30 protein-coding genes are annotated in these 25850 nt (G+C 74.0%); 10 read left to right on the plus strand and 20 right to left on the minus strand.

The window, feature by feature from the left end; all coding sequences use genetic code 11:
* Window positions 1-29: 29 nt before the first annotated feature.
* Window positions 30-1319, minus strand: a complete 1290-nt coding sequence (locus tag KUM03_RS12780; protein WP_217247164.1) for a helix-turn-helix domain-containing protein — start codon at window positions 1317-1319, stop codon at window positions 30-32.
* Between the two features lie 236 nt (window positions 1320-1555).
* On the minus strand, window positions 1556-3199 hold the full coding sequence (locus KUM03_RS12785) for an acyl-CoA dehydrogenase family protein (RefSeq protein WP_217247165.1): 1644 nt from the start codon (window positions 3197-3199) through the stop codon (window positions 1556-1558).
* Window positions 3200-3298: 99 nt separating this feature from the next.
* Here KUM03_RS12785 and KUM03_RS12790 point away from each other — a divergent pair, with 99 nt between their 5' ends.
* From KUM03_RS12790 to KUM03_RS12800, 3 genes are all read left to right on the plus strand, one after another.
* Window positions 3299-4462 carry a YihY/virulence factor BrkB family protein gene (locus tag KUM03_RS12790; RefSeq protein WP_217247166.1) on the plus strand — a complete coding sequence of 388 codons (1164 nt, stop codon included), beginning with the start codon at window positions 3299-3301 and terminating at the stop codon, window positions 4460-4462.
* An 86-nt stretch (window positions 4463-4548) separates the two neighbouring features.
* A complete protein-coding gene (locus KUM03_RS12795; protein ID WP_217247167.1) occupies window positions 4549-5484 on the plus strand; it encodes an AraC family transcriptional regulator in 936 nt (311 codons plus the stop codon).
* Window positions 5485-5494: 10 nt separating this feature from the next.
* Entirely contained in the window at window positions 5495-6184 is a 690-nt protein-coding gene (locus KUM03_RS12800; protein ID WP_217247168.1) for a helix-turn-helix transcriptional regulator, read from the plus strand.
* Here the strand turns inward: KUM03_RS12800 and KUM03_RS12805 are convergent.
* Window positions 6164-6568: a VOC family protein gene (locus KUM03_RS12805; protein ID WP_217247169.1), complete on the minus strand. Its 405-nt coding sequence runs from the start codon at window positions 6566-6568 to the stop codon at window positions 6164-6166. The two genes, KUM03_RS12800 and KUM03_RS12805, sit on opposite strands and share 21 nt — an antisense overlap.
* A 132-nt stretch (window positions 6569-6700) precedes the next feature.
* On the opposite strand from KUM03_RS12805, the gene KUM03_RS12810 reads away from it, so the two are divergent.
* A complete protein-coding gene (locus KUM03_RS12810; protein ID WP_217247170.1) occupies window positions 6701-7369 on the plus strand; it encodes a hypothetical protein in 669 nt (222 codons plus the stop codon).
* A gap of 24 nt (window positions 7370-7393) precedes the next feature.
* Here the strand turns inward: KUM03_RS12810 and KUM03_RS12815 are convergent, their stop codons facing one another.
* From KUM03_RS12815 to KUM03_RS12840, 6 genes are all read right to left on the minus strand, one after another.
* Window positions 7394-8269, minus strand: a complete 876-nt coding sequence (locus tag KUM03_RS12815; RefSeq protein WP_254399254.1) for an ABC transporter permease — start codon at window positions 8267-8269, stop codon at window positions 7394-7396.
* Window positions 8266-9204 (minus strand): ABC transporter ATP-binding protein, encoded by a 939-nt coding sequence (locus KUM03_RS12820; protein ID WP_217247171.1) that lies wholly within the window; start codon window positions 9202-9204, stop codon window positions 8266-8268. Before KUM03_RS12820 ends, KUM03_RS12815 begins: the two co-directional genes overlap by 4 nt.
* Window positions 9201-9554, minus strand: a complete 354-nt coding sequence (locus KUM03_RS12825) for a transcriptional regulator (RefSeq protein ID WP_217247172.1) — start codon at window positions 9552-9554, stop codon at window positions 9201-9203. The genes KUM03_RS12820 and KUM03_RS12825 overlap by 4 nt, the downstream gene beginning before the upstream one ends.
* Window positions 9551-10057 (minus strand): hypothetical protein, encoded by a 507-nt coding sequence (locus tag KUM03_RS12830; RefSeq protein ID WP_308406310.1) that lies wholly within the window; start codon window positions 10055-10057, stop codon window positions 9551-9553. Before KUM03_RS12830 ends, KUM03_RS12825 begins: the two co-directional genes overlap by 4 nt.
* A 63-nt stretch (window positions 10058-10120) precedes the next feature.
* Entirely contained in the window at window positions 10121-11203 is a 1083-nt protein-coding gene (locus tag KUM03_RS12835) for a LacI family DNA-binding transcriptional regulator (RefSeq protein ID WP_217247174.1), read from the minus strand.
* A gap of 102 nt (window positions 11204-11305) precedes the next feature.
* The gene (locus KUM03_RS12840; RefSeq protein ID WP_217247175.1) at window positions 11306-11644 is read right to left on the minus strand and encodes an STAS domain-containing protein; all 339 of its coding nucleotides are present in this window, start codon (window positions 11642-11644) and stop codon (window positions 11306-11308) included.
* Between the two features lie 159 nt (window positions 11645-11803).
* Between KUM03_RS12840 and KUM03_RS12845 the strand changes: the two genes are divergently transcribed.
* The gene (locus KUM03_RS12845) at window positions 11804-13300 is read left to right on the plus strand and encodes a carboxylesterase family protein (RefSeq protein ID WP_217247176.1); all 1497 of its coding nucleotides are present in this window, start codon (window positions 11804-11806) and stop codon (window positions 13298-13300) included.
* On the opposite strand, the gene KUM03_RS12850 is transcribed toward KUM03_RS12845, so the two are convergent.
* A complete protein-coding gene (locus tag KUM03_RS12850) occupies window positions 13263-13496 on the minus strand; it encodes a DUF397 domain-containing protein (protein WP_217247177.1) in 234 nt (77 codons plus the stop codon). The genes KUM03_RS12845 and KUM03_RS12850 overlap by 38 nt on opposite strands.
* The gene (locus tag KUM03_RS12855) at window positions 13493-14311 is read right to left on the minus strand and encodes a helix-turn-helix transcriptional regulator (protein WP_217247178.1); all 819 of its coding nucleotides are present in this window, start codon (window positions 14309-14311) and stop codon (window positions 13493-13495) included. Before KUM03_RS12855 ends, KUM03_RS12850 begins: the two co-directional genes overlap by 4 nt.
* Before the next feature lie 112 nt (window positions 14312-14423).
* Between KUM03_RS12855 and KUM03_RS12860 the strand changes: the two genes are divergently transcribed.
* Entirely contained in the window at window positions 14424-14846 is a 423-nt protein-coding gene (locus KUM03_RS12860) for an ATP-binding protein (protein WP_308406312.1), read from the plus strand.
* Here KUM03_RS12860 and KUM03_RS12865 read toward each other — a convergent pair.
* A complete protein-coding gene (locus KUM03_RS12865; protein WP_217247179.1) occupies window positions 14830-14988 on the minus strand; it encodes a hypothetical protein in 159 nt (52 codons plus the stop codon). The genes KUM03_RS12860 and KUM03_RS12865 overlap by 17 nt on opposite strands.
* Before the next feature lie 139 nt (window positions 14989-15127).
* Between KUM03_RS12865 and KUM03_RS12870 the strand changes: the two genes are divergently transcribed.
* Both KUM03_RS12870 and KUM03_RS12875 read left to right on the plus strand, forming a co-directional pair.
* On the plus strand, window positions 15128-17107 hold the full coding sequence (locus tag KUM03_RS12870; protein ID WP_217247180.1) for a helix-turn-helix domain-containing protein: 1980 nt from the start codon (window positions 15128-15130) through the stop codon (window positions 17105-17107).
* 212 nt (window positions 17108-17319) lie between these two features.
* Window positions 17320-17835, plus strand: coding sequence for a hypothetical protein (locus KUM03_RS12875; protein WP_217247181.1), 516 nt, complete (start codon window positions 17320-17322; stop codon window positions 17833-17835).
* Between the two features lie 23 nt (window positions 17836-17858).
* On the opposite strand, the gene KUM03_RS12880 is transcribed toward KUM03_RS12875, so the two are convergent.
* The 7 genes from KUM03_RS12880 to KUM03_RS12910 form a co-directional block, all read right to left on the minus strand.
* Window positions 17859-18455: a hypothetical protein gene (locus KUM03_RS12880; RefSeq protein ID WP_217247182.1), complete on the minus strand. Its 597-nt coding sequence runs from the start codon at window positions 18453-18455 to the stop codon at window positions 17859-17861.
* Window positions 18452-19792 (minus strand): DUF58 domain-containing protein, encoded by a 1341-nt coding sequence (locus KUM03_RS12885; RefSeq protein ID WP_217247183.1) that lies wholly within the window; start codon window positions 19790-19792, stop codon window positions 18452-18454. Before KUM03_RS12885 ends, KUM03_RS12880 begins: the two co-directional genes overlap by 4 nt.
* Complete coding sequence (locus tag KUM03_RS12890) at window positions 19789-20799, minus strand: MoxR family ATPase (protein WP_217247184.1); 1011 nt, start codon at window positions 20797-20799, stop codon at window positions 19789-19791. The genes KUM03_RS12885 and KUM03_RS12890 overlap by 4 nt, the downstream gene beginning before the upstream one ends.
* Window positions 20796-21383 (minus strand): hypothetical protein, encoded by a 588-nt coding sequence (locus tag KUM03_RS12895; RefSeq protein ID WP_217247185.1) that lies wholly within the window; start codon window positions 21381-21383, stop codon window positions 20796-20798. Before KUM03_RS12895 ends, KUM03_RS12890 begins: the two co-directional genes overlap by 4 nt.
* The gene (locus KUM03_RS12900; protein ID WP_217247186.1) at window positions 21380-22318 is read right to left on the minus strand and encodes a DUF4129 domain-containing protein; all 939 of its coding nucleotides are present in this window, start codon (window positions 22316-22318) and stop codon (window positions 21380-21382) included. Before KUM03_RS12900 ends, KUM03_RS12895 begins: the two co-directional genes overlap by 4 nt.
* Window positions 22319-22447: 129 nt before the next feature.
* Window positions 22448-23356: a homocysteine S-methyltransferase gene (mmuM, locus tag KUM03_RS12905; RefSeq protein WP_217247187.1), complete on the minus strand. Its 909-nt coding sequence runs from the start codon at window positions 23354-23356 to the stop codon at window positions 22448-22450.
* 151 nt (window positions 23357-23507) lie between these two features.
* Window positions 23508-24041, minus strand: coding sequence for a hypothetical protein (locus KUM03_RS12910; RefSeq protein WP_217247188.1), 534 nt, complete (start codon window positions 24039-24041; stop codon window positions 23508-23510).
* Window positions 24042-24158: 117 nt separating this feature from the next.
* Between KUM03_RS12910 and KUM03_RS12915 the strand changes: the two genes are divergently transcribed.
* On the plus strand, window positions 24159-24641 hold the full coding sequence (locus KUM03_RS12915) for a hypothetical protein (RefSeq protein ID WP_217247189.1): 483 nt from the start codon (window positions 24159-24161) through the stop codon (window positions 24639-24641).
* Window positions 24638-25429: an isocitrate lyase/phosphoenolpyruvate mutase family protein gene (locus KUM03_RS12920; RefSeq protein ID WP_217247190.1), complete on the plus strand. Its 792-nt coding sequence runs from the start codon at window positions 24638-24640 to the stop codon at window positions 25427-25429. Before KUM03_RS12915 ends, KUM03_RS12920 begins: the two co-directional genes overlap by 4 nt.
* Here the strand turns inward: KUM03_RS12920 and KUM03_RS12925 are convergent.
* The gene (locus KUM03_RS12925) at window positions 25397-25726 is read right to left on the minus strand and encodes a hypothetical protein (protein ID WP_217247191.1); all 330 of its coding nucleotides are present in this window, start codon (window positions 25724-25726) and stop codon (window positions 25397-25399) included. The genes KUM03_RS12920 and KUM03_RS12925 overlap by 33 nt on opposite strands.
* Window positions 25727-25850 lie beyond the last annotated feature (124 nt).

Genomic DNA, 25850 nt, shown 5'->3' on the forward strand with positions numbered 1-25850 from the left:
ATATGCGATAACGACTCACCGTCGCCCGTTCAGGGCACCGACGCCGCCCCCCGGCGTTCCACCACCGCCGGTGCCGTCGAGTGGGGGAGCAGGTCCCCCGGGGCGGCCGGGAGGGCGACCTCCACCTCCACCTCTTCACAGAAACGATACGGCCGGTGTTCCAGGTAGGCACCGAGGTACCTCCTGACCCGCGACATCTCCGCCCGTACGGTCACCGTGCGGGCCGGGTCGCCGAACATGTCCTCGGCCAGCTCCGCGGCACTGCGCCCGGTGCGGTGGACGGCCAGCAGGTACAGCAACTCGGCGTGCCGGGGACTCAGTTCCCGCTCCCAGTCCTCCGCGCCACCCACCACCCGCACCGACCAGCGGCGCGGCTGCGAGAGGTCCAGCGCGACCCGGACCCCCTCCTGCCCCGCCGGTTCCCCGGCCGCCCGCAGCAGCCAGCCCTCGCCCAGCGGCTCCACCGTGCACGCCCCGAACGCCGGCAGCCACCTCGGCCCGGCCGCCGGGGACTTGGGCAGCGCCACCCGGTCCAGGTGCGGCATCCCCGTCACCGCCGCCGTCCAGCCGTCCCGGTCGGTCACCAGGGCCCGGCCCGCCAGCCGCGCCAGCACAGGGGCGGCCACGGTGCGCAGCCGCTCCAGCGACCGCACGTGCGACTCCCGCAGCCGGGCCTCGGCGAGCTTGGCCACCGAGTCCACCCACGCCAGCGTCGCCGGATGCATGGTCTCCAGCGGCCCGCTCACGTCGACCACGCCGAGCAGCCGGCCGCTGCGCGGATCGGTGATGGGCGCCCCGGCACAGGTCCACGTCGCCTGGGACCGTACGAAGTGCTCGGAGGCGAAGACCTGGACGGGCCGCCTGGTGACCGCCGGCGTGCCCACGCCGTTGGTGCCCACGACCTCCTCCCGCCAGTCCGCGCCGAGTTCGAAGCCGAGCCCGTCGGCCCGGCGCAGCACCCGCGCGCTGCCCTCCCGCCACAGCACCCGCCCCTCGTCGTCGGCGACGACCATGATGTGCTGCGCGACGTCCGCGACCGACAGCAGCCCCTCCCGCAGCACCGGCAGCACGTGCCGCAGCGGCGAGGCCTCCCGGCGCCGCCGCACCTCCTCCGGGGACAGCAGCCCGGCACGGAAGTCGTGCTCCGGATCGACGCCGCTGCGCAGCATCCGGTCCCAGGACTGCTCGATCACGGGACGCGGCGCCACCGGGGCCCGTCCGCCGGTCAGTCTCGCGGAGCGGACCTCGTTGAGCACGCGCGCCGCACGTGTCGTGTCGACGGCGGCGAACTGCGTCACGTCCATCGGCGAGAGCGCCACTGGTCCCCGTCCTCCCGGAAGTCGGATGTTCGTCTCATAATGACCGCTTGCCCGGGGTGGAAGGACACAGTCCGCACACAGCCAGAAGCAAGTTGCAACCCCCTGCAACCCTGGTGGCCCGCCGTACCGGTGCCCAAACTTGAACCACGTCGCCCCGAGCGGCGTACTCGGCCTGAACGGGCCTGTGTGGCGGGGGTGGTGCCGTGTCGGCGCAGCACCACCCCCGCACCGAAGGATCAGTGCACCGGACGGGCCCGCTCCACCACCGACGCCAGGTCCAGCGTCGGCGGCAGCGTGCCGAAGGCCGCGCCCCCGTCGCCGCCCAGCCGCGCCGCGCAGAACGCGTCGGCGACCTCCGGCGGCGCGTACCGCACCAGCAGCGACCCCTGGAGCACCAGCGCCAGCCGCTCCACCAGCCGCCGCGCCCGCCCCTCGGCGGCGCCCAGATCGGCCAGCTCCGTCAGCAGCCCCCGGATCGCCGCGTCCAGACGGTGATCGGCACCGCGCGCCAGGCCCACCTCCGTCAGGTAGGCGTCCATCGCCGCCGGTTCCCGCCCGAGCGCCCGCAGCACGTCCAGCGCCTGTACGTTCCCGGCGCCCTCCCAGATCGAGTTCAGCGGCGACTCGCGCACCAGCCGGGGCATCCCGGACTCCTCGACGTACCCGTTGCCGCCCAGGCACTCGGCGGCCTCCACCGCGAGGGGGGCACACCGCTTGGTCACCCAGTACTTCGCCGCCGGCACCGCCAGCCGCAGCAGCGCCCGCTCCCGCTCGTCGCCGCCCTCCGCCGCGTCGTACGCCGCCGCCAGCCGCATCCCCAGCGTGGTGGCCGCCTCCGACTCGATCGCGAGGTCCGCGAGCACGTTGCGCATCAGCGGCTGGTCGGCCAGCTTCGCGCCGAACGCCTCCCGGTGCGCGCCGTGGTGCACCGCCTGCGCCACCGCCTGCCGCATCAGCCCCGCCGACCCCAGCACGCAGTCCAGCCGGGTCGCCGCCACCATCCCCATGACGGTCCGCACCCCGCGCCCCTCCTCTCCGACCCGGCGCGCCCAGGTCCCGGCGAACTCGACCTCGGCGGAGGCATTGGACCGGTTGCCCAGTTTGTCCTTGAGCCGCTGGATCAGGAACACGTTGCGGCTGCCGTCCGCCAGCACGCGCGGCACCAGGAAACAGGTCAGCCCTCCCGGCGCCTGCGCCAGCACCAGGAACCCGTCCGACATCGGCGCCGAGCAGAACCACTTGTGCCCGGTCAGCTCGTACGTGCCGTCCTCGGCCAGCGGCCGCGCGGAGGTGGTGTTCGCCCGGACGTCGCTGCCGCCCTGCTTCTCCGTCATGCCCATCCCGAACAGCGCCCCGGCCTTCAGGTGCGCCGGCCGCAGCTCCCGGTCGTACACCCGCGAGGTCAGCCGCGGCTCCCACTCGGCGGCCAGCGCAGGATCGGCGCGCAGGGCCGGCACCGCCGCGTGGGTCATCGACAGCGGGCAGCCGTTGCCCGCCTCGACCTGCGTCCACATGACGAAACCGGCCGCGCGCCGCACGTGCCCGCCCGGCCGGGACCAGGCCTCCGTCAGCCCCGCCGAGACGCCCTTGCCCAGCAGCCGGTGCCAGGCCGGGTGGAAGTCGACCTCGTCGACGCGGTGGCCGTAGCGGTCGTGCGTACGCAGGACCGGAGGGTTCTCGTTCGCCTGCGCGCCCCACTCCTGGGTCTGGGCCGACCCGCAGCCGCGCCCCAGGCCCGACAGCTCCGCCACCGCCTCCTCGCGCAGCTCCTCGGCCAGATGCCGCTCTACCGCGGCCGCCAGGGCCCGGTCGCTGGTGAAGACGTCGTAGCCGGTCAGCGGCGGCGCCTGATTCGTCACGGTGTGGGTACTGCCTGCCATGACCGTGAACTTACCGTGCCGCCGATCCGCACGGAGCCGTCACCGGCAGGAGGGCGTCCGCGGATGAGTGCGACCCCCCGCGGCGGATACCTTTAGGGCGTGCAGCCAGCAAGTGAATCCCCCGAACGGCCCTCCGGCCGGCTCCATCGCGCCCGGGTCCTGTACCGGAACGTCTCCAAACGCAGGACCGCCTGGCTGCTCCTCAAGGACACCGTCAACTCGTGCATGGAGTACCGCATCCTCGGCCTGGCGGCGGAGGCGGCGTTCTTCACCCTGCTGTCGGTGCCGCCCCTGCTGCTGAGCCTCCTCGGGCTGCTCGGCTACGTCGACGCCTGGATCGGCGCCGACACCACCGAGAGCCTGCGCAGCAACATCCTGGACGCCTCCCGCGCGGTGCTCTCCGAGAAGGGCGTCGAGCAGATCACCGAGCCGATCCTGAACGACGTGATGAAGGGCGGACGGCCCGACGTCATCTCCCTCGGCTTCCTCTTCGCCCTGTGGTCGGGCTCCCGCGCGGTGAACGTCTTCATCGACACGATCACCGTGATGTACGGCCTCGACGGCGTCCGCGGCATCGTCAAGACCCGCCTGATGGCGTTCCTGCTCTTCCTCGTCGCCCTGCTGATCGGGTCGGTCGCGCTGCCGCTCATGGTGGCCGGACCGGACGCCGTGGTGCGGATCGTGCCGTGGTCGACGACGGTGGTCCAGGTCCTGTACTGGCCGGTCGTCATCATCCTGTCCGTCGCCTTCCTGACCACGCTCTACCACGTGTCCGTGCCGGTGCGCTCCCCGTGGATCGAGGACGTGCCCGGCGCGCTGGTCGCCCTCGCCATGTGGGTGCTCGGCAGCTTCCTGCTGCGCATCTACCTCACCAACACCGTCGAGGGCCCCACGATCTACGGCTCCCTCGCCGCGCCCGTCGCCGTGCTGCTGTGGATCGGCGTGTCCGCCTTCGCGGTGCTCGTCGGCGCGGCGGTCAACGCGGCCATCGACCGGGTCTGGCCGGCCGCCTCCACCGCCGCCGCCCGTGAGGCCAACGAGCGGCTGCGCCAGGCCCAGGTCGCCGAGTACGTGGCCCGCGCCGCCGCCAGCGGCGAGTCGGACCCCGACATGCCCTCCGAGTTCCCGGAACGCTGGTCCCGCTTCCTGCCCCCGGAGGACGTCACCTCCCGCCTGCGCACCCACGTGAAGCACACGCCGCCCGCCAACCACAGCCACAACCACAGCCACGACCACGACCACGACAAGCCGGAGGCGTCGTAGCAGGCCCTACACCCCGCCGGGCGCCCGAGGGGCCCACACCTCCGCCGCATACGCGTGCGTCCACGCCGTGGCTACGCTGTGGCGCCATGGACGCACTCGCCGGCCTGCTCGAAGGACCCCGCGCCCGTGGCGCGTTCATGATCCGCGCCTGCTTCGACCCGCCGTGGGCCGTCCGCGTCGAGGACGGCGCGCCGCTCACGGTGATGCTGATGGTGCACGGCGACGCCTGGGTGGTCCCGGACACGGGGGAGCGGCTGCGCCTGCGCGCCGGCGACCTCGCCATCGCGCGCGGCCCCGACCCGTACACCTGCGCCGACGACCCCGCCACCGCGCCCCAGGCGGTGATCCTCCCGGGCGGCGAGTGCAGCTACCCCGACGGACGTCCCCTCAACGGCTCGATGGACCTCGGCGTACGGACCTGGGGCGACCGCCCCGACGGCGAGGCGGTGCTGTTCATCGGCACCTATCTGGTGCGCGGCGAGATCGGCGGCCGGCTCCTCGACGCCCTGCCCCCGCTGCTGTCCCTCACCTCGGACCAGTGGGAGTGCCCGCTGACGCCGCTGCTGATGACCGAGGTCGCGCGCGACGAACCCGGCCAGGAGGTCGTCCTCGACCGGCTCCTCGACCTCCTCCTCATCGCCGCGCTGCGGTCCTGGTTCGCCGGCCCGAGGGCCGAGCCGCCCGCCTGGTACCGGGCGCTCGGGGACCCGGTCGTCGGCCGGGCGCTGCGCCTGCTCCAGGCCGACCCAGCGCACCCCTGGACGGTGGCGTCCCTCGCCGCCAAGGCCGGGGTCTCCCGCGCCGCGCTCGCCCGGCGCTTCACCGACCTGGTGGGCGAACCCCCGATGGCGTACCTCACCGGCTGGCGGCTGGCGCTCGCCGCCGACCGGCTGCGCGACACCGACGACACGCTCGGCGCGATCGCCCGCCAGGTCGGCTACGGCAGCGCGTTCGCCCTGTCGTCGGCGTTCAAGCGGGTGTACGGCGTCAGCCCGCAGGAGTACCGCGCGCCGGCGGCGTAGCCTGGCACGCGTGTACGCGGAACGGGCGTCCCGGCTGACCGGCGCGGTGGTGTGGACCAACAGCCCGACCGTGCCCGGCACGGGACGGGTCCTGCCCGACGGCTGCATGGACCTGCTCTGGCACGACGGCCGGCTGCTGGTCGCCGGCCCCGACACCCGCGCCCACGTCACCACGGCTTCCTTGGGCCCCTGGGCAGGCGTCCGCTTCCACCCCGGCACCGCCCCCGCCCTCCTCGGCGTCCCCGCCCCGGAACTGCGTGACCGCCGCGTCGACCTCGCCGACCTCTGGCCGGCCGCCCGCGTCCGGCGCCTGACCGCGCGGGTGAACGCGGCGCCCGACCCGGCGACCGGCCTGGAGGAGGCCGCGCTGTGGGCGGCGGCCGACACGGGACCTTTCGACCCGCTCCCGCCCCGGATCGTGGCCGCCCTCGACGCGGGCCGCCCGGTCGCCGCCACCGCCGACGAACTGGGCCTGAGCGCACGCCAGCTGCACCGCCGCTCCCTGGCCGCCTTCGGCTACGGCCCCAAGACGCTGGCCCGTGTGCTGCGGCTCCAGCGCGCCCTCGCCCTGGCCCGCGCGGGCACCCCCCTCGCCGAGACGGCCACCCGGTCCGGCTACGCCGACCAGGCGCACCTGGCCCGGGACGTACGGCAGTTGACGGGACTGCCGCCCGGTGAGCTACTCGCCGGGCGCGGCTAGCGGCGCGAACAGGTCGACGCCGTGCCCGTCAGGGTCGTTGAGGACGGCGTACCGCTGCCCCCAGGGGGCGTCCCAGGGTTTGCGCTCGCCGTGGCAGCCGGCGCCGGTCAACTCCTCGTAGAGGGCGTCCACCTCTGCGGGCGTGTCGCACAGCAGGGCGAGCGAGTGCCGCCCGCCACCGGCCGGCGGCTCCCATCCCGGAGTGAAGGAACGGACGGACTCCTCGGTGTCGAGCATCAGCCGGACACCGCCCGGCAGGCCGGCCTCGGCGTGCGGCTCGCGCTCGGCACCCTCGGGGAAGGCGAAACCGAGCCGGCGGTAGAAGGTCACGGACGCGGCCATGTCGGAGACGACGAGGCCGATGGCGTTGAATCGTGCGGTCATGGGGTCACCGTAGGCAGGGCGGCCGGGAGCCGTCTTGAAGGAATCGGACACGGGAGCGGCCGTGGGCTTGGCCGCGGGGTGGGCGAGCGGAAACCGGACGGCTGTGGAACACCTGTGCGGCAGGATGGGCGCATGAATCGTCGCGCGCGCGTCCTGCCGCTCCTGCTGACCCCGCTGCTGCTCACCGCGTGCGGTACCGAGAAGGCGTCCGGAGAGTCCGGAGAGTCCGAAGCCCCGGCCGCCGCCGCTTCCGAACAGGCTCCCCCCGCCACCGGCGGAACACCCGGCGAACTCAAGTCCAGGGCCGAGGCTATGGGGACGGCCCCAGAACTGGTCTACGTCACCACGGTCCCCGGCTTCACCCTGGCCGAGCAGTCCGTCGGTGTGCTCGGCGACGACGGCTTCTCCGCCGCCTACACCGACGGCTCGGGGGCCGTGGTCCGCCTCGGCGTTGAGCGGGGCTCGATCACCGGGGAAAGCTGCCGCAGCGGGCCGGTCGGCTACACGAGCGGCGGAGCGGCCACCTGCGAGCGTGACGCCGGGACGTGGTACCGGACGGGCGGCGGTGAGCACGAGTACGCGGTGCCGAAGGACGGGCACGTGCTGCGGCTGTCCGCCGAGACGGACTCGGTGCCGCGCGCGGTGCTGCGCGAGGCCGCCGAGTCCGCCCACCGTCCCGACGCGGCCGAGGCCGCCGAGACCCTTCCCTCCCCGCGCCCCGACACCACACCCGTGGAACGCGGCGACCTGCCCCCGTTCGGCGACGGCGCACCCGACAACAGCGTGGACATCGGCGGCTGAGCACCACCGGCCGTCGGAGAGGCCCTATCCCCGCGCGGGCAGCGCCCCGCTCTGTTCGGCCTTCCGGTGGCGCGCGCTCAGGCGGGACCCGGACTCGCGGCGGGCGGCGCGGCGCAGGAGGGGAACCGCGAGGAGGAAGCCGAGGACGGCCCAGGCGGTCAGGACCAGGGCGACCATGGGCAGTTCCCAGGAACCGGCCGCCTCGGCCGCCTTCGCGGAGTCCGGGAACAGCGCCGAACGCAGGCCCTGCGCCATCCACTTGAGCGGGAAGACGGAGGCCACCTGCTGCACCGGCACGGGCAGCGCGGTGATCGGGAACACCGCCCCGGACGTCACCAGCAGCCCCATCGTCGGCAGCATGATCAGCGCCAGCGCCTCGCGCGGGTTGGGCAGCACGGCGCCGATCGCCGCGCCCAGCGGTACGACGGCCAGCAGCCCGAGCGTGGTGACCCACAGCAGCGTCAGCCAGCCGCCCGGCCCGTGCGGCAGCGGCCCGTCCACCAGTACCGCCGCCGACAGCAGGAGCAGCGCCAGGGTGCCGACCGCCGTGCCGACCACCAGCAGGCACTTGGCGATCAGGTAGGCCGGTATCCCGCCGGGGGTGGCGCGCAGCCGCAGCAGGGCGCCCTCCTCCCGCTCGGTCACCAGCATCTGCGGGAGGTTGACCAGCCCGACCTGGAACAGCAGGTAGGCGGCGAAACCGGCCAGCACCAGGTGGGCCATCGGGGTCTGGGTGCCGGGCACGTCGTCGCTCATGTAGGCGGCGACGACCAGGGCGACGACCACGTTGGTCAGGTGGCCGGACAGTTCCTTCGGATTGCGCAGGAGCTGACGCAGCTCGATGCCGCCGCGCTGGAGACCGGCGCGCCGGTAACCACCCGTCATGTGTGTTCCCTTCATGCGGCCCGTGCCTCCCCGTCCGCGTGCCCGTCCGTGTGCCCGCCCGCGGCCCGGTCCGTGCCGTCGTCCGCCCGGTGCACCATGTGCAGGTACGTGTCCTCCAGGGTCGGGCGGCGGACCTCCAGGCCGGGGATCGGCCCGGCCGCGTCCCGGTGGAGCTCCCAGACCAGCCGCGAGGGGTCCTCGGTGCGCTGCCGGCGGGGCGTACCGTCGTCGGCCGTCCAACGGACCTCGGCCTGTGCGGCGGCCCGCCGGGCCAGTTCGGCGGGGGTGCCGAGGGCGCGGATGCGGCCGCCGACCAGCATGGCGATCCGGTCGGCCAGCCGCTCGGCCTCCACCAGGTCGTGGGTGGTGAGCAGCACGGTGACGCCCTCGTCGCGAGCGAGCCGTTCCACCAGGAGATGGAACTCGCGCCGCGCCTCGGGGTCGAAGCCGGTGGTCGGCTCGTCCAGGAAGAGCAGCTCGGGGCGGCCGACGATGCCGAGGGCGACGTCCAGCCGCCTGCGCTGCCCGCCGGAGAGCCGGTTCACCTGCCGGTCGGCCTGGCCGGTGAGACCGACCAGCGCCAGCAGGTCGGCCGGGTCGCGCGGGTGGGGGTAGTACGTCGCGAAGTGCGTGAGCAGTTCCGCGACCCGCCAGCGGGGGTGGTCCCGCCAGGACTGCAGGACCAGCCCGAGCCGGCCGCGCCAGGCGTCGTCGCCGCGCTCCGGGTCGGTGCCGAGGACGCGCACGTCACCGGCCGAGCGCCGCCGGAAGCCCTCCAGGATCTCGACGGTGGTGGTCTTCCCGGCGCCGTTGGGGCCGAGCAGGGCGAAGACCTCGCCCCGGCGGATGTCCAGGTCGACGCCGCGCAGGACGTCCACGTCGCCGTACGTCATGGTCACGTCCCGGGCCTCGACGACGACGTCGTGGGCGGGTGCTTGCCGGTGCGTCATCGTGCGGCCTCCGAGGGGAGGCGCTGCTGAGCCGGACCGGTGGGCGCCGCCGGTGGTCCGGCGCCCTCGACGATCGCGCGGAGCGCAGCCACGTGCCCTTCGAAGGCGGTGCGGCCGCGCTCCGTCAGCCGTACCTTGGTACGCCGCTTGCGGCCGGCGCCCTCCTTGCGGAGCTCCAGGTACCCGGCCACCTCCAGCGTGTGGAGCTGTTTGGAGAGCGCGGAGTCGCTGAGCGAGAGGCTGTCGCGGACGAACGGGAAGTCCGCCCATTCGGTCGCGGCGAGCAGCGCGACCACCGACAGCCGGGTGGCGGGATGGATCAGCTCGTCGAAGCCGGCGGGAGTGCTCACCGGCCCGTCCCCTCGATGGCCCGCCGGTCGGCTCGACCACGCAGCGAGCCGGTCGACCACCGGGTCACCGGCCCGACGAACAGCACGAACACGGCCGCCGAGACCGTCGCCCTGATCAGCGCGCCCGTCATCGGCTCCAGCGGCTCGACCAGCCGGCCGGACAGCAGGACCGTCCCCCCGGTCACCACCGCGCCCCCGACGAAGGCGGCGAACATCCGCCAGTCGCACCGAGAGTGGTGCAACTGCACCCGGCTCCTCCGGTGCAAAGCCCTGGCCAGCACGGTCAGCACCACGCAGTAGCCGGCGAGCGCCAGCCAGACACCCCACTGGGGCAGATCGAGACTGATGACGGCCAGGAAGACCCACATGGCCGCGGCCATCGCCCAGGTCGCGCCGGGCTTGCGGGACGCCGACCGCTCGACCTCGTCGTACACCCGCTCCTGCGGCACCCGGATGCGCTGCAGGTCCCTCCATGCCTGTTCGGCATCGACCGGTGTGCTCACGGCCACCGCCTCCCCGTCCGTGTTCCCGTCCCGCGTTCCCGCGTTACTTCCCTGCTGGGAAAGTTACCTTTGACTTTCCCGGCAGGCAAGTCGTGTCCGGGCGGTGCGTGGCGGCGCCGTGCTCGCGCGTTCCACCAGGCGGGTCGAAAGTTCCGTGCGGGTGCTCTCCGGACGGTGGCCGTCCATCATCCGCAGCAGCAGGCGCAGCGCCGTCGCCGCCATCTCGGACAGGGGTTGGCGCACCGTGGTCAGGGCCGGGGCGGCCCAGCGCGCCTCGGGCAGGTCGTCGAAACCGACCACGCTCATGTCGTCCGGCACCGTGAGCCCCCGTCCGGCCAGCGCCTCGTACACGCCGAGCGCCATGGCGTCGGAGCAGGCGAACACGGCCGTCGGCGGCACGGGCAGGTCCAGCAGGTCCCGTGTGCGGCGGCGGGCTGCGGCCCGGTCGAAACCGGCGTGCCGGACGTACTCGGGTCGGTGCGGCACGCCCGCCGAGGCCAGCGCGGACCGGTAACCGGCGACCCTCGCGTCGCTGCACAGCCTGCGCCTCGACCCCGCGACCACGGCGATCCGCTCGTGCCCGAGGCGCAGCAGGTGCTCGGTCGCCGTCACCCCGCCCTGCCAGTTCGCCGCGCCCACCGACACCACGCCCGGCGGCGGTTCCACCGCCGGGTCGATCATCACGAAGGGAATGCGGTGCTGCTCCATCGCGGCGTACTGGACCGCCGTCAGCTCGGCCAGGTTGAACAGCGCCCCGGAGGACCCGCGCACCGCGAGCCGGTCCAGCCAGCCGCGCTCCGGTGCCCCCGGCGGCCGCGACCGGTCGAGCCCCGCCGAGACGACCAGGTCCAGCCCCGCGTCGTACGCCGCCTCCTCCACCCCGCGCAGCACCGCGCCCGACCCGGGGCTGTCCAGCGAGTGCACGATCAGGTCGACCAGCCGGGGCGCCCGCGCGGTGTCGAAGCGGGGGCGGCGCACGTAGCCGAGCCGGTCCAGCGCCTCCGTCACGCGCCGACGGGTCTCGGGCGCCACGTCCTCACGTCCGTTGACCACCTTGGACGCGGTCGGCACCGAGACCCCCGCCTCCCGGGCCACCACCGCCAGCGTCGGCCCGGCCGACGTGCTCGCACTCGCCGTACGGGCCATCCGGCAACCACCTCTCGGGATAGAAAGCGCTTCCTATCCTAGGTATGCCAGGCCCCGGCGGGAAGACCGGTGAAACGGGGGCAGCGCCTGGCGGGCGGCCGGTCAGTGCTCGTACGCGACGACGGTGTCCAGACCCGCGTGCTTCAGGGTCCGGTGAACCGCCGGACGGGCCCCGCGCACGGTGATCGTGACCGGTTCCTCCGCCCGGGTGGCCGCGCGCAGCAGCGCGTAGGCGCATGCCAGGTCGATGTGGTCCAGCCCGCTCATGTCCAGCGTCCAGGCGGTCGGCTCCACCAGGCGGTGGTCGAGGAGCAGCTCCTCCAGTACACGCAGCGCAGGGGCATCCAGGTCGCCGGAGAAGGCCAGCACGGCGTGCCGCCCGTCCGCCTCGGCGATCCTCACGGGGGCGACGCTGCTCGGGTGACGAGGGTCGACGGTCACGACGGCCTCCTCGGCGGCACAGGGTGGGCGTACGTGTGGGCGTGCGTGTCTCCCATTGTCCACCAGCGGCGCCGGGAGCGAGGATCGGAATAGATCCGGACGCCCCAGCGCTTTGACATGAGCGGTACGACTGTGCGGCGAAGGGCTGGTGAGCGCGTGATGGCAAGCCGGACGAATCCCGTGGTCCGTACGCCCCACGGGGCCGTACGCGGCAGGTACGAGCGCGGCGTCGCCGTGTTCCGGGGCATCCCGTATGCCGCCTCGCCCTTCGGCCCCCGCCGGTTCCGGCCCCCACAGCCGCCCGAGCCCTGGGACGGAGTGCGCGACGCGACCGCCTTCGGTCCCACGGCACCCAAGCCCCCGTACTCCGAAGCCTTCGCCCGCTATCTCTCCGACCCCGCGATCCCCGGCGACGACTGCCTCAACCTCAACGTCTGGACCCCCGACCCGGCCCCCGCCGCCCGCCTTCCGGTCCTGGTCTGGCTGCACGGCGGCGCCCTGACCAGGGGCTCCTCCGCCGTCCCCGTCTACGACGGCCGCACCTTCGCCCGCGACGGAGTGGTCTGCGTCTCGATCAACTACCGGCTGGGCGTCGAAGGCTACGGCCTGTTCCCCGACGCCCCCGCCAACGCCGGCCTGCGCGACCAGATCGCCGCCCTGGAGTGGGTGCGGGACTCCATCACGGCCTTCGGCGGCGACCCCGGCCGGGTGACGGTCGCCGGTCAGTCGGCCGGGGCCATCAGCACCGGCGCCCTCCTCGCCGCCCCACGGGCCCGGGGCCTCTTCCGGCGGGCCGTGCTCCAGAGCGGCGCACCCGAGGCCGCCGACCGGGACAAGGTGCGGCGCATGGTCCGCCGTATGGCCACCCGACTCCGGGTCCCCGCCACGGCCGAGGCGTTCGCCGCCGCCGACCGGGGCGAGCTGCTGCGGGCCCAGGCCGAGGTGGGGCGGTTCAGCAGCCCCGTGCTGGGCGGACCCGCCTTCGGCATCGTCGTCGACGGGGACGTGATGCCGGGAGACCCCTTGGAAGCGCTGGTCGACGGGGACGCGGCGCGCGGCGTCGACCTGATGATGGGCTGGACCTGCGACGAGTACCGGCTCTGGCTGGTCCCGGGCGGACTTCTGGAGCGCGTCGACCGGCTCGGCGCCGTCGCCCTCGCCGGGGCCCGCGCCCGCTGCCACTGCGGCAACGAGGTCGTACGCGGCTACCGCGCCCTGCGCCCCGGCGCCGGTGCCGCCGAGACCGTCGGCCAGCTGGTCACCGACCACCTCCTCCGGCTCCCGATGCACCGGGTGGCCGACGCGCGGCCCGGCTCCTCGTACGTCTACGAGTTCGCCTGGCCGTCCGGCCTGCCCGACCTCGGCGCCTGCCACGCCCTGGAGCTGGGGTTCGTCTTCGACTCCGGGGACCAGCCGGACGCGCGGCGACTCGCGGGCGAGGGTGCTCCGCAGGAGCTGGCCGACGCGATGCACGGGGCGTGGGTGCGGTTCGTGGAGTCCGGGGACCCTGGGTGGCAGGCGTGGGACGCCACGCACCCCGTGCGGGTCTTCGGGGACGGCGTCCCCTATACGGCGTACGGTCCGCGCGACGCGGAGTTCGACCTGTGGAAGGCCGACGTCACCATCCGAGGAATGCGGTCCAGGTTGCTGGCGTGACGGTGACGGTGTCGCCGACGGTTGTTTTGGAGTCGCGGATGTGGATGGCGGTGGGGTGGGTGGCTACTTCGACGCAGTTGCCGCCCTCGTCGCCGCTGTAGCTCGACTTGCGCCACTCGAAGGCGACCTCGATGCAGTTGCCGCCCTCGCTGCCGCTGTAGCTCGACTTGAACCACCGAAGTGCGGTGCTGCTCATTGCTCTCCCAAAAGACGGTCCAGCAGGTCCCTCGTGTCCTCGGGCGTGAGGGCCTGAGATCGCAGCATCGCACACTTCTGGGTGAGGATCGCCACCTCGTCCGGGTCGGCGATTAGTTGGCTGCCGCGTTGGTTCTCCGTGTAGGCGAGGCGCTGGTGTTCAGGGGTTTCGAGCAGGACGAACGGGCCGTCGAGGGACGCGTGACTGGCCCGGTCCAGAGGCAATACCTGAAGCATGAGCCCAGGCAGCTCGGAGCACGCGCGGAGATGCCGAAGTTGTTCTGCCCACACCTGCCGTCCACCGATGGGTGCGCGTACCACCGGCTCCCAGACCACGAAGCAAGTGATCGGCGGCTCCTTGCCCTGCAAGATCCCCTGACGTTCGATGCGTGCCGCCGCGAGACGGGCGATCGTGTCTTCGTCGTAGACCGGCACACGGCTGCGGAACACCGCCCACGCGTACGCCTCCGTCTGAAGAAGCCCCGGCAGCACCTGGTTCTCGTACGACGAGATGGCGATCGCCTCCCGCTCCCTGTCCAGGAACTCCTCTGCCCACAACGGAACCAGATCCACCTCCGGCATCTTGCTCAACGCAATGGACAACGCCCCCTTGGTCTGGAGGAGTTCGTCGAGCTGCTCGGCGAGATCCGGCTTCAGCGGGCGTCTGCCCTGCTCGATCGATGCGATCTGCTGCTCGCCGATGACGAACCGTTCGCCCAGTGACCGCTGGGTGTGCCCGGCGGCCTGGCGGTAGAGGGCGAGCAGCGCCCCCACCATCTTCATCGCGGAGGCGTTCCTCCGTGTCGTCGTGCCCATGTGGTCGAACTCCCCACCCGCCCGCGTACGTTCACCATCGCGCACCCGTACAGACCGGCTGTACGGCCATGCGCTCTGTCTCATGATGGCCACGGAGCGTGACCCTCGTCACGTGAACACCGAAACTCAACCCCCGTCCCCACGTGAGCGCTTCTACCGCCGGGAGCGCCGGTCCGTCCCCGCCGCACGGGCCTTCGCTCGCGAGACGCTCGCGGCGTGGGGCGTGCGGGAGCGCGCGGACGACGTCCTCCTGTGCGTCAGCGAACTGGCGACCAATGCGCTGGTCCACGGCGTACCGCCAGGCCGGGGCTTCCTGCTGCGGCTGCTGCCCTGGGGCGTGGGCGGCGTACGCGTCGAGGTGCACGACAGCGGGGACGGCGTACCGGCCGTGCCGCAGGCGGACGTGCGTGAGCCCGGCGAGGGCGGTCGCGGGTTGCTGCTGGTGTCGGAGCTGGCCGACAAGTGGGGCGTGGGGGAGCGGGACCCCGGCAAGGTCGTGTGGTGCGAGCTGGGTGCCCTCAGCTCTTCGGAGTGATCGGGCCCGACTCGAGATGGGTGACGTCCGGGGACGTGCCGCCGCCGTCCTGGCCGATGATCACCGCCACCAGGCAGCCGGCGGTGATCGCCAGCAACGCGGCGAAGCCGCCGAAGCGCCTGACATGTCGGCGTGTCGCCACAGATGCTCTCCTCTGTCGGGCCTGACGCGGCATCATTTCCGCCCGTTGGGCTTCCCCTGTGTACGGTGTCAGGTCGGCACGGCCCCGCGCAACGTCTCGGCCGCCGCCGGAGAGACCCCCCACCGCTTCGGACGTCGTCATGCTGACCCTTACCGACCTGACCGCCGGTTCCGGCCCGGTGCTGCGCCACCCGGAACCGGCTGCCGAGGCGGCGGCACGCACGGCGGTACAGCAGCACCTGGACGACGTGGTCGTCTGCGACGCGCGCTGGCGCCTGCCACCGGACGAAGGGCCCCGGGTGCGGGCGGGGCTGGCCGTGCTGCCCACCGGCCCCGACGGCGCGGGACCCGAGGACGCCGGGGTGGCGCTGCGCGAACTCGTCCGTGCAGGAGTCGTCGCCGTCGTCCCGGCACCCGCGACCGCCCCCACGCGTGAACTGCTGGAGCAGGCATCCCGCGCCGGGCTGCCGGTGCTGCTGCCCGCAGGGCCCTGGGACGCCCACGGGACAGTGCGCCGGGTACTACGGCGGCAACTGGCCGTCGAGCGGGAGTACGCGCAGGCGTCCGCACGCGTGCTCACACTGTCCGCGTGCGTTCCGGAGCAGGCGGACGGTCCGGCCCGGCTGCTGCGGGAGGTGGCGGCCGTCACCGGCGGTCCCGTGCTGCTGGCCGAGCCGGGAGGGGCGGAGTGGGCGCGGCTGGCCGCCGTACAGCCGAGGGCGCTGGAGCAGGTGCGGTCGGGGCGGGCGCGTACGGCCTTCGTGCCGTACGGCGACGGACGGGAGCTGGTGCTGCACGCGGTGGGCCGCGACCGCCCGCACCCGGTGCTGGCCGCCGTCCTGCCCGGAGGCGGGCCCCCGCACCTTCGGCAACTGCTGGCGCACACCGCCGGGCAACTGACCCTGCTGGACGCCGCGCTGCGCAGCCGCCGGGACCGTGAGGTGCTGCGCACCGCGCTGCGAGGCATCCGTGTCTCGGTGCTCCAGTACCTGATGCTCGGCAACTGGGAGGGCGCCGTACGCGTCGCCGAACCGCTGGCCGGGCTGGGCGCCGCCGAGGCCGGGGTCGGCGAGGTGCTGGCCGCCGGACGCGGGGTGGTGGCCGTCCTCCAGTGCGCGCCCGGGGAGGACCGTACCGGGGCCGCGTACGCCTGTGAGGAGGCGGTGGGCGGCGGGGGACTGGTGGTGCCGTGCCCGGCGGACCCGCGCCACGTGATCGTGGTGCTCCCGCAGGACCCGGGCGGCACGGCCCCGTTGACCGTGCTGCGGCCGGTGGTGGGGCAGTCGCCCGGGCGGTTCGCCGGGGTCTCCGGGCCGCGGCCGTGGTCGCAGACGGCCTCCGCCTACGGGGCGGCCGTGCGCGCGCTGACGGCCGCCGAACGCGACCCGGAGCGGATAGTGCGGGACTTCGGCGGGTCCTCGCTCCTCGCCTTCCTCTCGCCGAGGGCACGCGCCTGGTCCCGCCAGGTCTGCGGCGGGCTGCGGAGGCTGACGGAGGAACAGCGCGCCCAGGCCGTGCCGACCGCACGCCGGGCCCTGTCGTACGGGGCGCTCAGGGCCGGACGGCTGCTCGGCGTCGACCGCACCACCGCCAACAAGCGGCTCCGGCTGGTCCTGGAGGCGATGGGGCTGGACCACCGGCAGGTCACGCACCGCGCGGTCGCGGACCTGGCCTTCCAGCTCGCCGACCTGCCCGATCCGCCGGACGACGCGTCGAGCGGCTCCGGGGCCGGACTGCGGTCGCTGCTGCGTCAGGCACCGGTCGTGGAGTGGGCGACCCGTGAACTGGCCGTCCTGGACCACCCGGAGGACGCCCCGCCGGACGGCAGGCTGGGCTGCTCAGACGGCCCGGAGTGCTGCGGGGCCTCGGCACGGCGGCTCCTGGTCACCTGGCTGGGTCTCAACTGCCGGGCCGGCGCGGCGGCCGAGGCGCTGGGCATGCACCGGAACACCTTCGCGGCCCGGCTGCCGGTGCTCGGCGCCCGGCTGCGGCTGCCGTTGCGGGACCAGGGAGCCGCGCCCTACCAGGCGCTGTGGCTGCTGGTGGCCGCCGGGTACATCCCGGTGACCGACGTACCGGACCCGACGGACCCGACGGACTCGACGGACCCGGCAGGCTGACCAGGCCCGCACAGCGCACCTCACCTGCACACGGGACCGCCTCGGATGCACGAGGCGGCGCGGCGGGCGGCATGCCTACGATCCCGGCGTCCGGGCGACGGACGCGAAGGGCAGGCGCCGCAGCGGTCCGCCGGTGCGTCCACTGTCCCCGCCCGGCCAGCCACACCGCCACACCCACCGCATACCGCATGCGGAGAATCAGGAGACATCACGTGCGCACCTTCCTGCGCAGAGCCGCCGTCACCGCGACCTGCCTGGGCGCCCTCGGCGGCGCGGTGGTCGGTACGGCCGCCCCGGCCATGGCGGCATCCTGCAACACCACCACCAAGTCCATCGACGACCGCGGGTACACCGGTCCCTGGCCGGACAACTGGACCATGAAGGCCACCATGTGCTCGTACCGGTCCGGCAGCTACATCTACAGCTACGCGAAGCTGTCCTGGGACCGGCCCGCCTCCTACGGCAACGCGCCGCACCTGATCTTCGACGCGGCCAAGTTCCGGGTCGCCCTCAAGAAGAGCATCTCCGGCGCGACGGACCCGGTCCGCTACCGCCGGGACTTCGGCATCGAGGGCCGCCTGGAGGACGGGGACGGCTCGTACACGACCCCGACCATCCGGCACGCCATCTCGCGCTACGCCCTCGGCGACGGCGCCTGGAAGCTGAACTGGAACAACGACGGCGACGGCTACAAGACCTACCGCGTCACCGCCTCCCCCCGCGTGTGAGGAGCCCCGACGGCACCGTCTCGTCACCGGGAGCCGGTGGAACGGGCGGTGCCGCCGGCCCACCCCAGAACAACCAACAGCCCTGCCATCACCACCACCCCGGCGGCGATCACACGCCCCAGTCCGCCCCCCGCACCGCTCACCGGAACCAGCGCGGCGCCCAGCACGACGCCCGCCCCGGCACAGGCCGCGACCGCCTCCGCCCACACGCGTGCGGCCCCGCGTCCCCACCGCCACGGCCACGTCTCACTCGTCACCAGGTAGGCGACCAGCAGGCCGACCACGCAGGCGCCTTCCCACCAGGCCGGATCACCGGCGGAGGCCGCGATCGCCACGACACCGGCCGCCAGCACCGTCGTACGGTGCCGCAGCAGACGGTGGGGCCACCGTGCGGACTCCAGCGTCGGGCGCCGGTCCAGGGACGGAGCCGCCCACACCGCGAACGCGACCGCGCACCCGAACACCACGGCCTCGGGCGCACCGCTCACCGTCGCCCACGGCCGCCATGCCATCACGAGGGCCGCCACGCCGAGCACCCGCACGGGCAGGGTGCCGGCCCAGTACCCCAGGTACTCGCGGACACCGACCCGGACACCGCCCCGGGCATCGAGCATCGTCATCCCGCGCGCCCCCTTCCGCCGACCCGCCCCGACAGCAGCGGCGCCAACGCCAGGTCCAGCGACTCGCCCACGACGTGCCGCACCACCGGCACCCCGCTGTCCCGCAGGGCGAAGCGCATCGCGCCCCGCTCCGCGTGCCACAGCCGCAGCCCCAACTCTCCCGCCGCGTCCCCGGGTTCGACCTGGGGGTCGCCGCTCGGGATCTCCACGACGACCGGGCGGCGCCCGCGCTCCTGGAGATCACGCAGCACCTTCAGCATCCGTGCGTCGCTCAGCGGCGTGAACACGTACACGAGCGCTCCCTCCGGCAGCGCGGGCGGCGGCAGCCGCTCCAGGCCGGGCGCGTCGAAGCGGCGGTCCTTGCGGACGTCGAGGACGCTCTCCACGATGCGGTAGAACGCCGCGTCCCCGGTGCCCGGCGCCAGCCATCGCGTGGTGCCCCCGGTCGAGACGACCCCCACCCGGTCGTGGGTGCGCAGGTAGGCCCGGGTGAGCCCGGTGGCGGCGCGCACCGTCTCGTCCAGGGACGACAGCCCGGTCACCGGGTCGACGACGTCCCCGAACGCGTCGATCAGCATCACCGTGTCGGCGGCCCGCTCGGCCGCGAAGCGGTGCAGCTGCACGGACCCGCGCCGGGTCGTCGACGGCCAGTGGATGCGCCGCTGCCGTTCCCCGGGCACCCAGGGGCCCACCCCGATGACCTCGATCCCCTCACCGGCCTGCGGCGAGGCGTGCTCGCCGAGCCGCTGCGGCAGCCGTACCGGGATCGGGGTGAACCGCGCCTGCGTGGCCTGCGGGAAGACGGCCACCTCCTGCTCCGCCACCCGCACGGTGCGCCGTACGGTGCCCCCGGCGTCGTACACGTCGAGGTCCACCGGTCCGAGCGACCAGCGGCCCCAGTGCAGCGCGGTGTGGCGCAGCGTGACGGTCGACGGGCCGACGACCACCTCGTCGAGCCGCAGGCCGGGGCCGAGCGTGACGCCGGGGTCGAGGCGGACTGCGTCCCCGTCGTGGGCCACCGAGACGCGCAGGGTGACGGTGTCGCCCTCGAAGCAGCGGCTCGGTTCGACGGTCGCCGTCGTCTCGACGCGCCGGGGGTGGGCGCGGGGCAGCGACAGCGCGAGCAGCACCAGCGGTGCCGCCGCGAGCGCCAGCAGCCACGCCCGCCCGGTGAGCAGCGCGGCGGACAGCGCGACGACGGCGACGGTCAGCAGGCGCAGCGTCCGCTCGCTCGGGCGCGGCCCGCCGGGCGGCGGGGGCGGCGGCTGCGCCGGGGCGGTGCGCCCCTCAAGGGCGCGGACCACACCCGCGTCCGGTGGCGGCGCGGGCGCGGTCATGACGAGGCGTTGGCGACGGTGGCGGCCGTACGCCGGGTCGTCGGCGTGCCGACACTGCCGACGATCTCGCGCAGCACGTCGTCCGTGGACACCTCGCGCACCCACAACTCGGGCCGCAGCGAAACCCGGTGGGCCAGCGCGGGCACCGCGAGGGATTTGACGTCCTCCGGGACGACGTAGTCGCGGCCGTCCAGCACGGCGCGGGCGCGCGCCAGCTGGGCCAGGGCGAGCCCGCCGCGCGGTGAGGAGCCGATACTGATCTGGGGGTGGTCGCGGGTCGCGCCGACGAGGGCGACGGCGTACTCCAGCAGGTCGTCGTCGATCTCCACGCGCTCCACGACGGCCCGCCACGCCACGACGTCGGCCGGCCCCGCGAGCCTTTCGAGCACGGCCTCGGGCGCGGCCCGGTCGATCCGGGCCCGCAGCATCGCAAGTTCCTGCCCGGCGGTCAGATAGCCCATCCGCACGCGCAGCTGGAACCGGTCGAGCTGCGCCTCGGGCAGGGAGTACGTGCCCTCGTACTCCACCGGGTTGGCGGTCGCGATGACGACGAACGGGTCGGCGAGCGGCCGGGTCTCGCCGTCCACCGTCACCTGCGACTCGGCCATCGCCTCCAGCAGCGCGGCCTGGGTCTTGGGCGGCGTCCGGTTGATCTCGTCGGCGAGCAGGAGGTTCGTGAAGACCGGGCCGGGGTGGAAGACCATCTCGCCGGTGCGCTGGTCGTACAGCGGCGTTCCGGTGACGTCGGAGGGCAGCAGGTCGGGCGTGAACTGGATGCGGCGGAAGTCCAGGCCGAGAGTGGTGGCGAAGGACCGCGCGAGGAGGGTCTTGCCGAGTCCCGGCAGGTCCTCGAGGAGGACGTGGCCGCCGGCCAGCACGCCCAGCATCACCAGTTCGAGGGCGTCCGCCTTGCCGACGACCGCGCGGCCTATCTCGCGCAGTACGGCGCCGGCCTGCTCGCCGACCTGCTCGGCGGTGCGAAGCTCGGGCGTGGGGTCAGTCGTCACGTCGCTTGTTCCTTACCGGTGCGGGGTGCGGGGTACGCGGTGTTGGTCGCGGGTGCGCCGAGGGTTTCGAGGCGGTCGACGAGGCGGCGCAGTACGTCGACGGGGACCTCGCCGTCGGGTCCGGTCCGGGGCGGCTCGGGGCCGAGCCACGGCCACAGTTCGGGGCCGATCAACTCGGCCGCCCGGTCGGGCTGCTGGTCGAGCGAGACGTGGTGGTGCTCGGCGAGCGCGGCGGTGTACAGGTGGCGCAGCTCGGGCCGGAGCACCGCACGGTAGTAGAGGGCGCCGTCGGGTCCCGTCGCGGTCCCCACGTTCCGTCGCCACTCGCCCATGCCCGGCGCCCGCGTCCGCAGCAGCCGCACCTCGCCCCGGTGTCCGGAGTCGAAGGCGTCCGCCCCGGCGACGTATCGGGTGACGACCAGTGCCACGACGGCGAGCAGGGCCAGCAGGGCGCCGGCCGCCTGGAACCCGTCGAAGAGCAGGACGAGCAGGACGCCGGAGCCGGCGACCGCGCCGCCGAGCAGCCCGAGCCGGCCCAGCGTGAGCATGTCCCCTCCGGGGGTGTCGTCCACCGGCCGGTTCACCGCGCGTCCTCCCGGTCCCGCAGCAGCGCGTCGATCTCCTCCAGGGCGTCGGCCGCGGCCTCGCGGTGGGACGCGTCCATCGGGTGCGACGAGTAACGCGCCTCGCGGAACAGCGCGGTCAGGCGCGGTGCGGCCGGGCCCGGCGCCAGTCCCGCCGTGACGGCGCGGGCGAGGAGGTCGGCGGGACTGTCGGAGGCGTGCCGGGGCACGCCGGACGCGACGAGGGCGTCCTCCATCCCGGCGTAGCAGGCGATGACGGCCGCGCGGGCGTCACCGGTGTCGGCCAGGGCGCGGCGGCCCGACCGCACGGCGGACAGGAGCAGACGCGCGTCGTCGTCCTCGGTCACCGGGGCCGCGAGGCCGGGGCGCTGCGGCACCCTGAGCCCGAGCCGCCGCAGCCGTCGTACGACGGCGACCACGACGAGCACGACGACCACTGCGGCCAGCAGGCCGAGCAGCAGATAGAGGGGGAGTGACGCGTCGTGGCCCGGGTCCCCTCCCTCCTGCCCGGGCATCGGATCGCCGGGGACCGGCTGAGTGGGGAGCGGCGTCGGGACGACCGGCGGCGGGGCGGGCTGGTCGCCGCCGGTGGAGAACCGGTGCAGGACCAGGGCCAGGACGCCGATGACGCCCGCCCCGGCGAGCAGCAGCGGCGCGGCGAGCTCCCGCAGCCGTTCCTCGCCCGGCGGCAGCGCGGCACGGTAGCTGTTGAACCGGGGGCGCAGGCGCTGGACGGCCTTCATGACCGCGACCGTCCAGGCGACGGACGCCCCGATCACGATGAAACCCCAGTGGCCCAGCGGGCCCTCGCCCGAGTGCAGCAGCCCTTCCTCGGGCCGCAGCACCAGCGCGGCCACGGCCAGCGCCGCGACCACCCCGGCGGCGACCACCGCCCCGGGCACCGTCCGCTGTCCGGGCCGCCCCCCGTGTTCCATCGCTCCCCCTGTCGACCTGCCGAACTGTCGAACCCGTCCCCCCGAACGTCAGTTCACGCAATCCTGGCATACGCCTCGCCCGCTACGACACGGACCGCTCCCCACGACGACCGGACCACCGGCCGTCGGTCACGCCGACGCCAGGGCCGCCGCGACCGACCTGATCGTCTCCGGCCCCACCCGGCAGCAGCCGCCGACCATCCCGGCCCCGGCCGCCCGCCACCGGCGCACCTGCCCGGCGTCGAACGAGGAACGCCCCGTCCAGGACCGCGCCTCAGCGTTCCAGGCCTCCCCGCTGTTGGGGTAAACGACAACCGTCTTCCCGGTGACGCGGGCGGCGGTCTCCACGGCGCCGGGGACGTCGTCGGGCGCGCAGCAGTTCACGCCCACCGCGATCACCTCCTCCGCGTCCGCGGCCAGGGCGAAGGCCTCCTCCAGCGGCTGGCCCGCGCGGGTGCGGTCGCCCGTGATGGTGTACGACAGCCAGGCCGGCACGCCCAGCCCGCGCACCGCCCGCAGCAGCGCCGCCGCCTCGTCGGTGTCGGGGGCGGTCTCCAGCGCGAGCACGTCCGGGCGGGCGGCGGCCAGTACCTCCAGGCGGGGGCGGTGGAAGCGCTCCAGCTCCGCGACCGTCAGCCCGTACCGGCCCCGGTACTCGGAGCCGTCCGCGAGCATCGCCCCGTAGGGGCCCGCCGACGCCGCCACCCACAGGCGGCGGTCCGCCCGTGCGCGGCGCGCCGCCGCCCGCGCCGACTCCACGCTCAGTTCCATGAGTTCGGCGGCGCGTCCACGGCCGGTCCCGCGCCGGGCGAACCCCTCGAACGTGGCCTGGTAGCTGGCGGTGATCGCCACGTCCGCGCCCGCCCCGAAGTAGGCGAGGTGCGCCTCGGTGATCGCCTCGGGATGCTCGTCGAGCAGGCGTGCCGACCACAGGTCGTCGCTCAGGTCGTGGCCCGCCGACTCCAGCTGGTTGGACAGGCCGCCGTCGAGCACGAGGGGGCGGCCGGAGGCGAGGGCGTCGGCGAAGTCGCTGGTCATGGGCCGAGGTTAGTCAGTTCCCCCGTGGCGGCCCCGGAGGCTCGTCCCCCGTGCGAGCTGCAGCGAGGTGTCCACCGTGAGGTGACGACGGGATGACCCGAGACGTGGCGCGGGCCCGCCCGGCGCCGGACCCGTCGAGCTTCCGGTTCCGCTACCGCAGTCGATGCCGCATCTGCGTCAGGCGGCGGTCGAAACGGAGGTTGAACCAGGTCAGCCAGCCCAGGAACGCCACCGCCAGCGCGAGCGTCCAGCTCCCGGCGGCGACGGAGCCGGAGACGAACCAGAGGACCGAGGCGCCGAAGAAGATCAAGATCATGAGCGGGAACGCCCACCAGCGGTTGCGCCGCAGTAGCCGCTGACGGGATTCGACCAGTGCCGCCATGGCCTCCCGCTGCCTCGGGTCCTCGGGAGGCGGCCCGCCCTTGAGGATGCGTCGTTCCATGGCGGGCACGTCGTCCGGCGCGGTGCCGGAGTCCCGGGCGTCCTGCCGACGGCGGCGGCGTACCAGGTGCACGATCCACAGACTCACCAGGGCGGCACTGATCAGGGCGTACAGCCAGGCGTCGAACCCGTCGACGATCAGTCGGAAGGTCAGGTTCGCGGCCAGTGCGACCAGGCCGATGACCGACAGCCTGTCCCGCCACCGACGGTCGGGGAATTCGTCGTGCCGCTCACGTCTTCTCATGCTCACCTCTCGGGTGGTCGGGTCCCGTCGTGACGTCACGTGAGCGTCCAGGTACCCGGCCGAAGGGCGGGAACACTTCGGCCGGCGCCGAAGCAACGGGCCCATAGCGTGCGGGACATGAACGACACGACCACCGTCCCCACCGCACCCGTCACGCCCGTCACCCCCGCCGGCACCGTCACCGGCATGGTCGAGCACGTCCTCGCCCTCGCCGCCACCTGGACCCGCTGGGACGGGCGGCCCGCCCACGTCGACGGGCGCGTCTACGCCCCGCACAAGGCGATCCGCCGGGTCGCCGACCACATGGTCGACCATCTCGCCGAGATGGAGGCGCGGCTGGCGGGGGAGGAGACGCAGCCCGACCAATGGCACGCCTCCATGGTCACCACGGACGCGGACCGCGCGCCCTTCACGCGGGAGGACCTCGACGAGGCCCGCAGCCGCCTCACCCGCCTCGCCCGGATCTGGGCCAACCGCCTCGACGCGCTCACCGAGGAGCAGCTCGACCACTCGCCCGGCGAGGGCTGGAGCTTCCGCCGACTGGCCGAGCACCTCGAGGAGTCCGTGTACTACGCCGATGCGGTGGGTGACCTGTCGTGACTGTGTTCGCCGAACTGCACCGCGCCGGTGAGCCGCTGCTGCTGCCGTGCGCCTGGGACCACGCCTCGGCGTACGCGTTCGCCGCGCGCGGGTTCCGGGCGATCGGCACGACCAGTCTGGGCGTGGCGGCGGCGGCCGGGCTGCCGGACGGGGCGTCGGCGACCCGCGACGAGACACTGCGGCTGGCCCTCACCCTGGGCTCGGGGCCGTTCCTGCTCTCCGTCGACGCGGAGGACGGCTTCAGCGACGACCCCGACGAAGTGGGGCATTTCGCGCGGGAGTTGGCGGCGGTGGGTGTCGTGGGCGTCAACCTGGAGGACGCCCTCGGCCCCGCCGACCGGCACGCCGCGAAGATCGCCGCGGTCCGGGCGGCGGCCCCCGGCCTGTTCGTCAACGCCCGTACGGACACGTACTGGAGCGGCGACGGCTCCTTCCCGGAGACGGTGCGACGCCTGGACGCCTACCGGGAGGCCGGCGCCCACGGGGTCTTCGTCCCCGGCCTCACCGACCCCGGCGCGATCGGCGACCTCGTCGCCCACCTGGGCCACGTCCCGCTGAACGTCCTCCACTCGCCCACCGGGCCCGCCCTGCCCCACCTCGCCGACCTGGGCGCCAGCCGCGTCAGCCTCGGCTCGCTGCTGTACCGGCGGGCGCTGGGTGCCGCCCTGGAGGCGGCTGACGACGTACGCGCGGGGCGGGCGCCGGGCGGGGCGGCGCCCACGTACGAGGAGGTGCGGGCTATGGGGAAGCCGGGATCAGTCCCCCTCGAGATGCAGCTCCAGAGATGAGTCCCCGGCGCACCGGACGGCAAGTGCGTCGATCCGCTCCAGCTGCGATGAATGAGGCGTGCGGTCGCACCCGGACCGCAGTTCTCGAATCTCGAGCAGGAATTGTTCCATCTGCTGTGCAGTCAGAATGAGGCTGCCGTACGGGTCGACCCTCTGCAGCATCGGGAGTCCGGCGCTCTCGCTCAGGTCCGCGAACACGTCCGATTCATCGGGAACAGAATCGACTACCCTTATCTTTCTGCCTTTCGAGCTGGTTCCCTGCTGCCGCACCTGAACGAGAATGACATCAACACCCATGCCCGTATTTTAGGGCATGGGTGTTGATGTGTGTCAGTCCGACGGGAATGCGGTGATCAGCTTGTGATTACGCACCACCACGCGAAGGCGCCGTGGTGTCGCCTCCCTCCAGAGCCCTGTTGAT

This window comes from Streptomyces sp. AC602_WCS936 (assembly GCF_019049125.1).
In the GTDB taxonomy this organism is placed as follows: Bacteria; Actinomycetota; Actinomycetes; order Streptomycetales; family Streptomycetaceae; genus Streptomyces.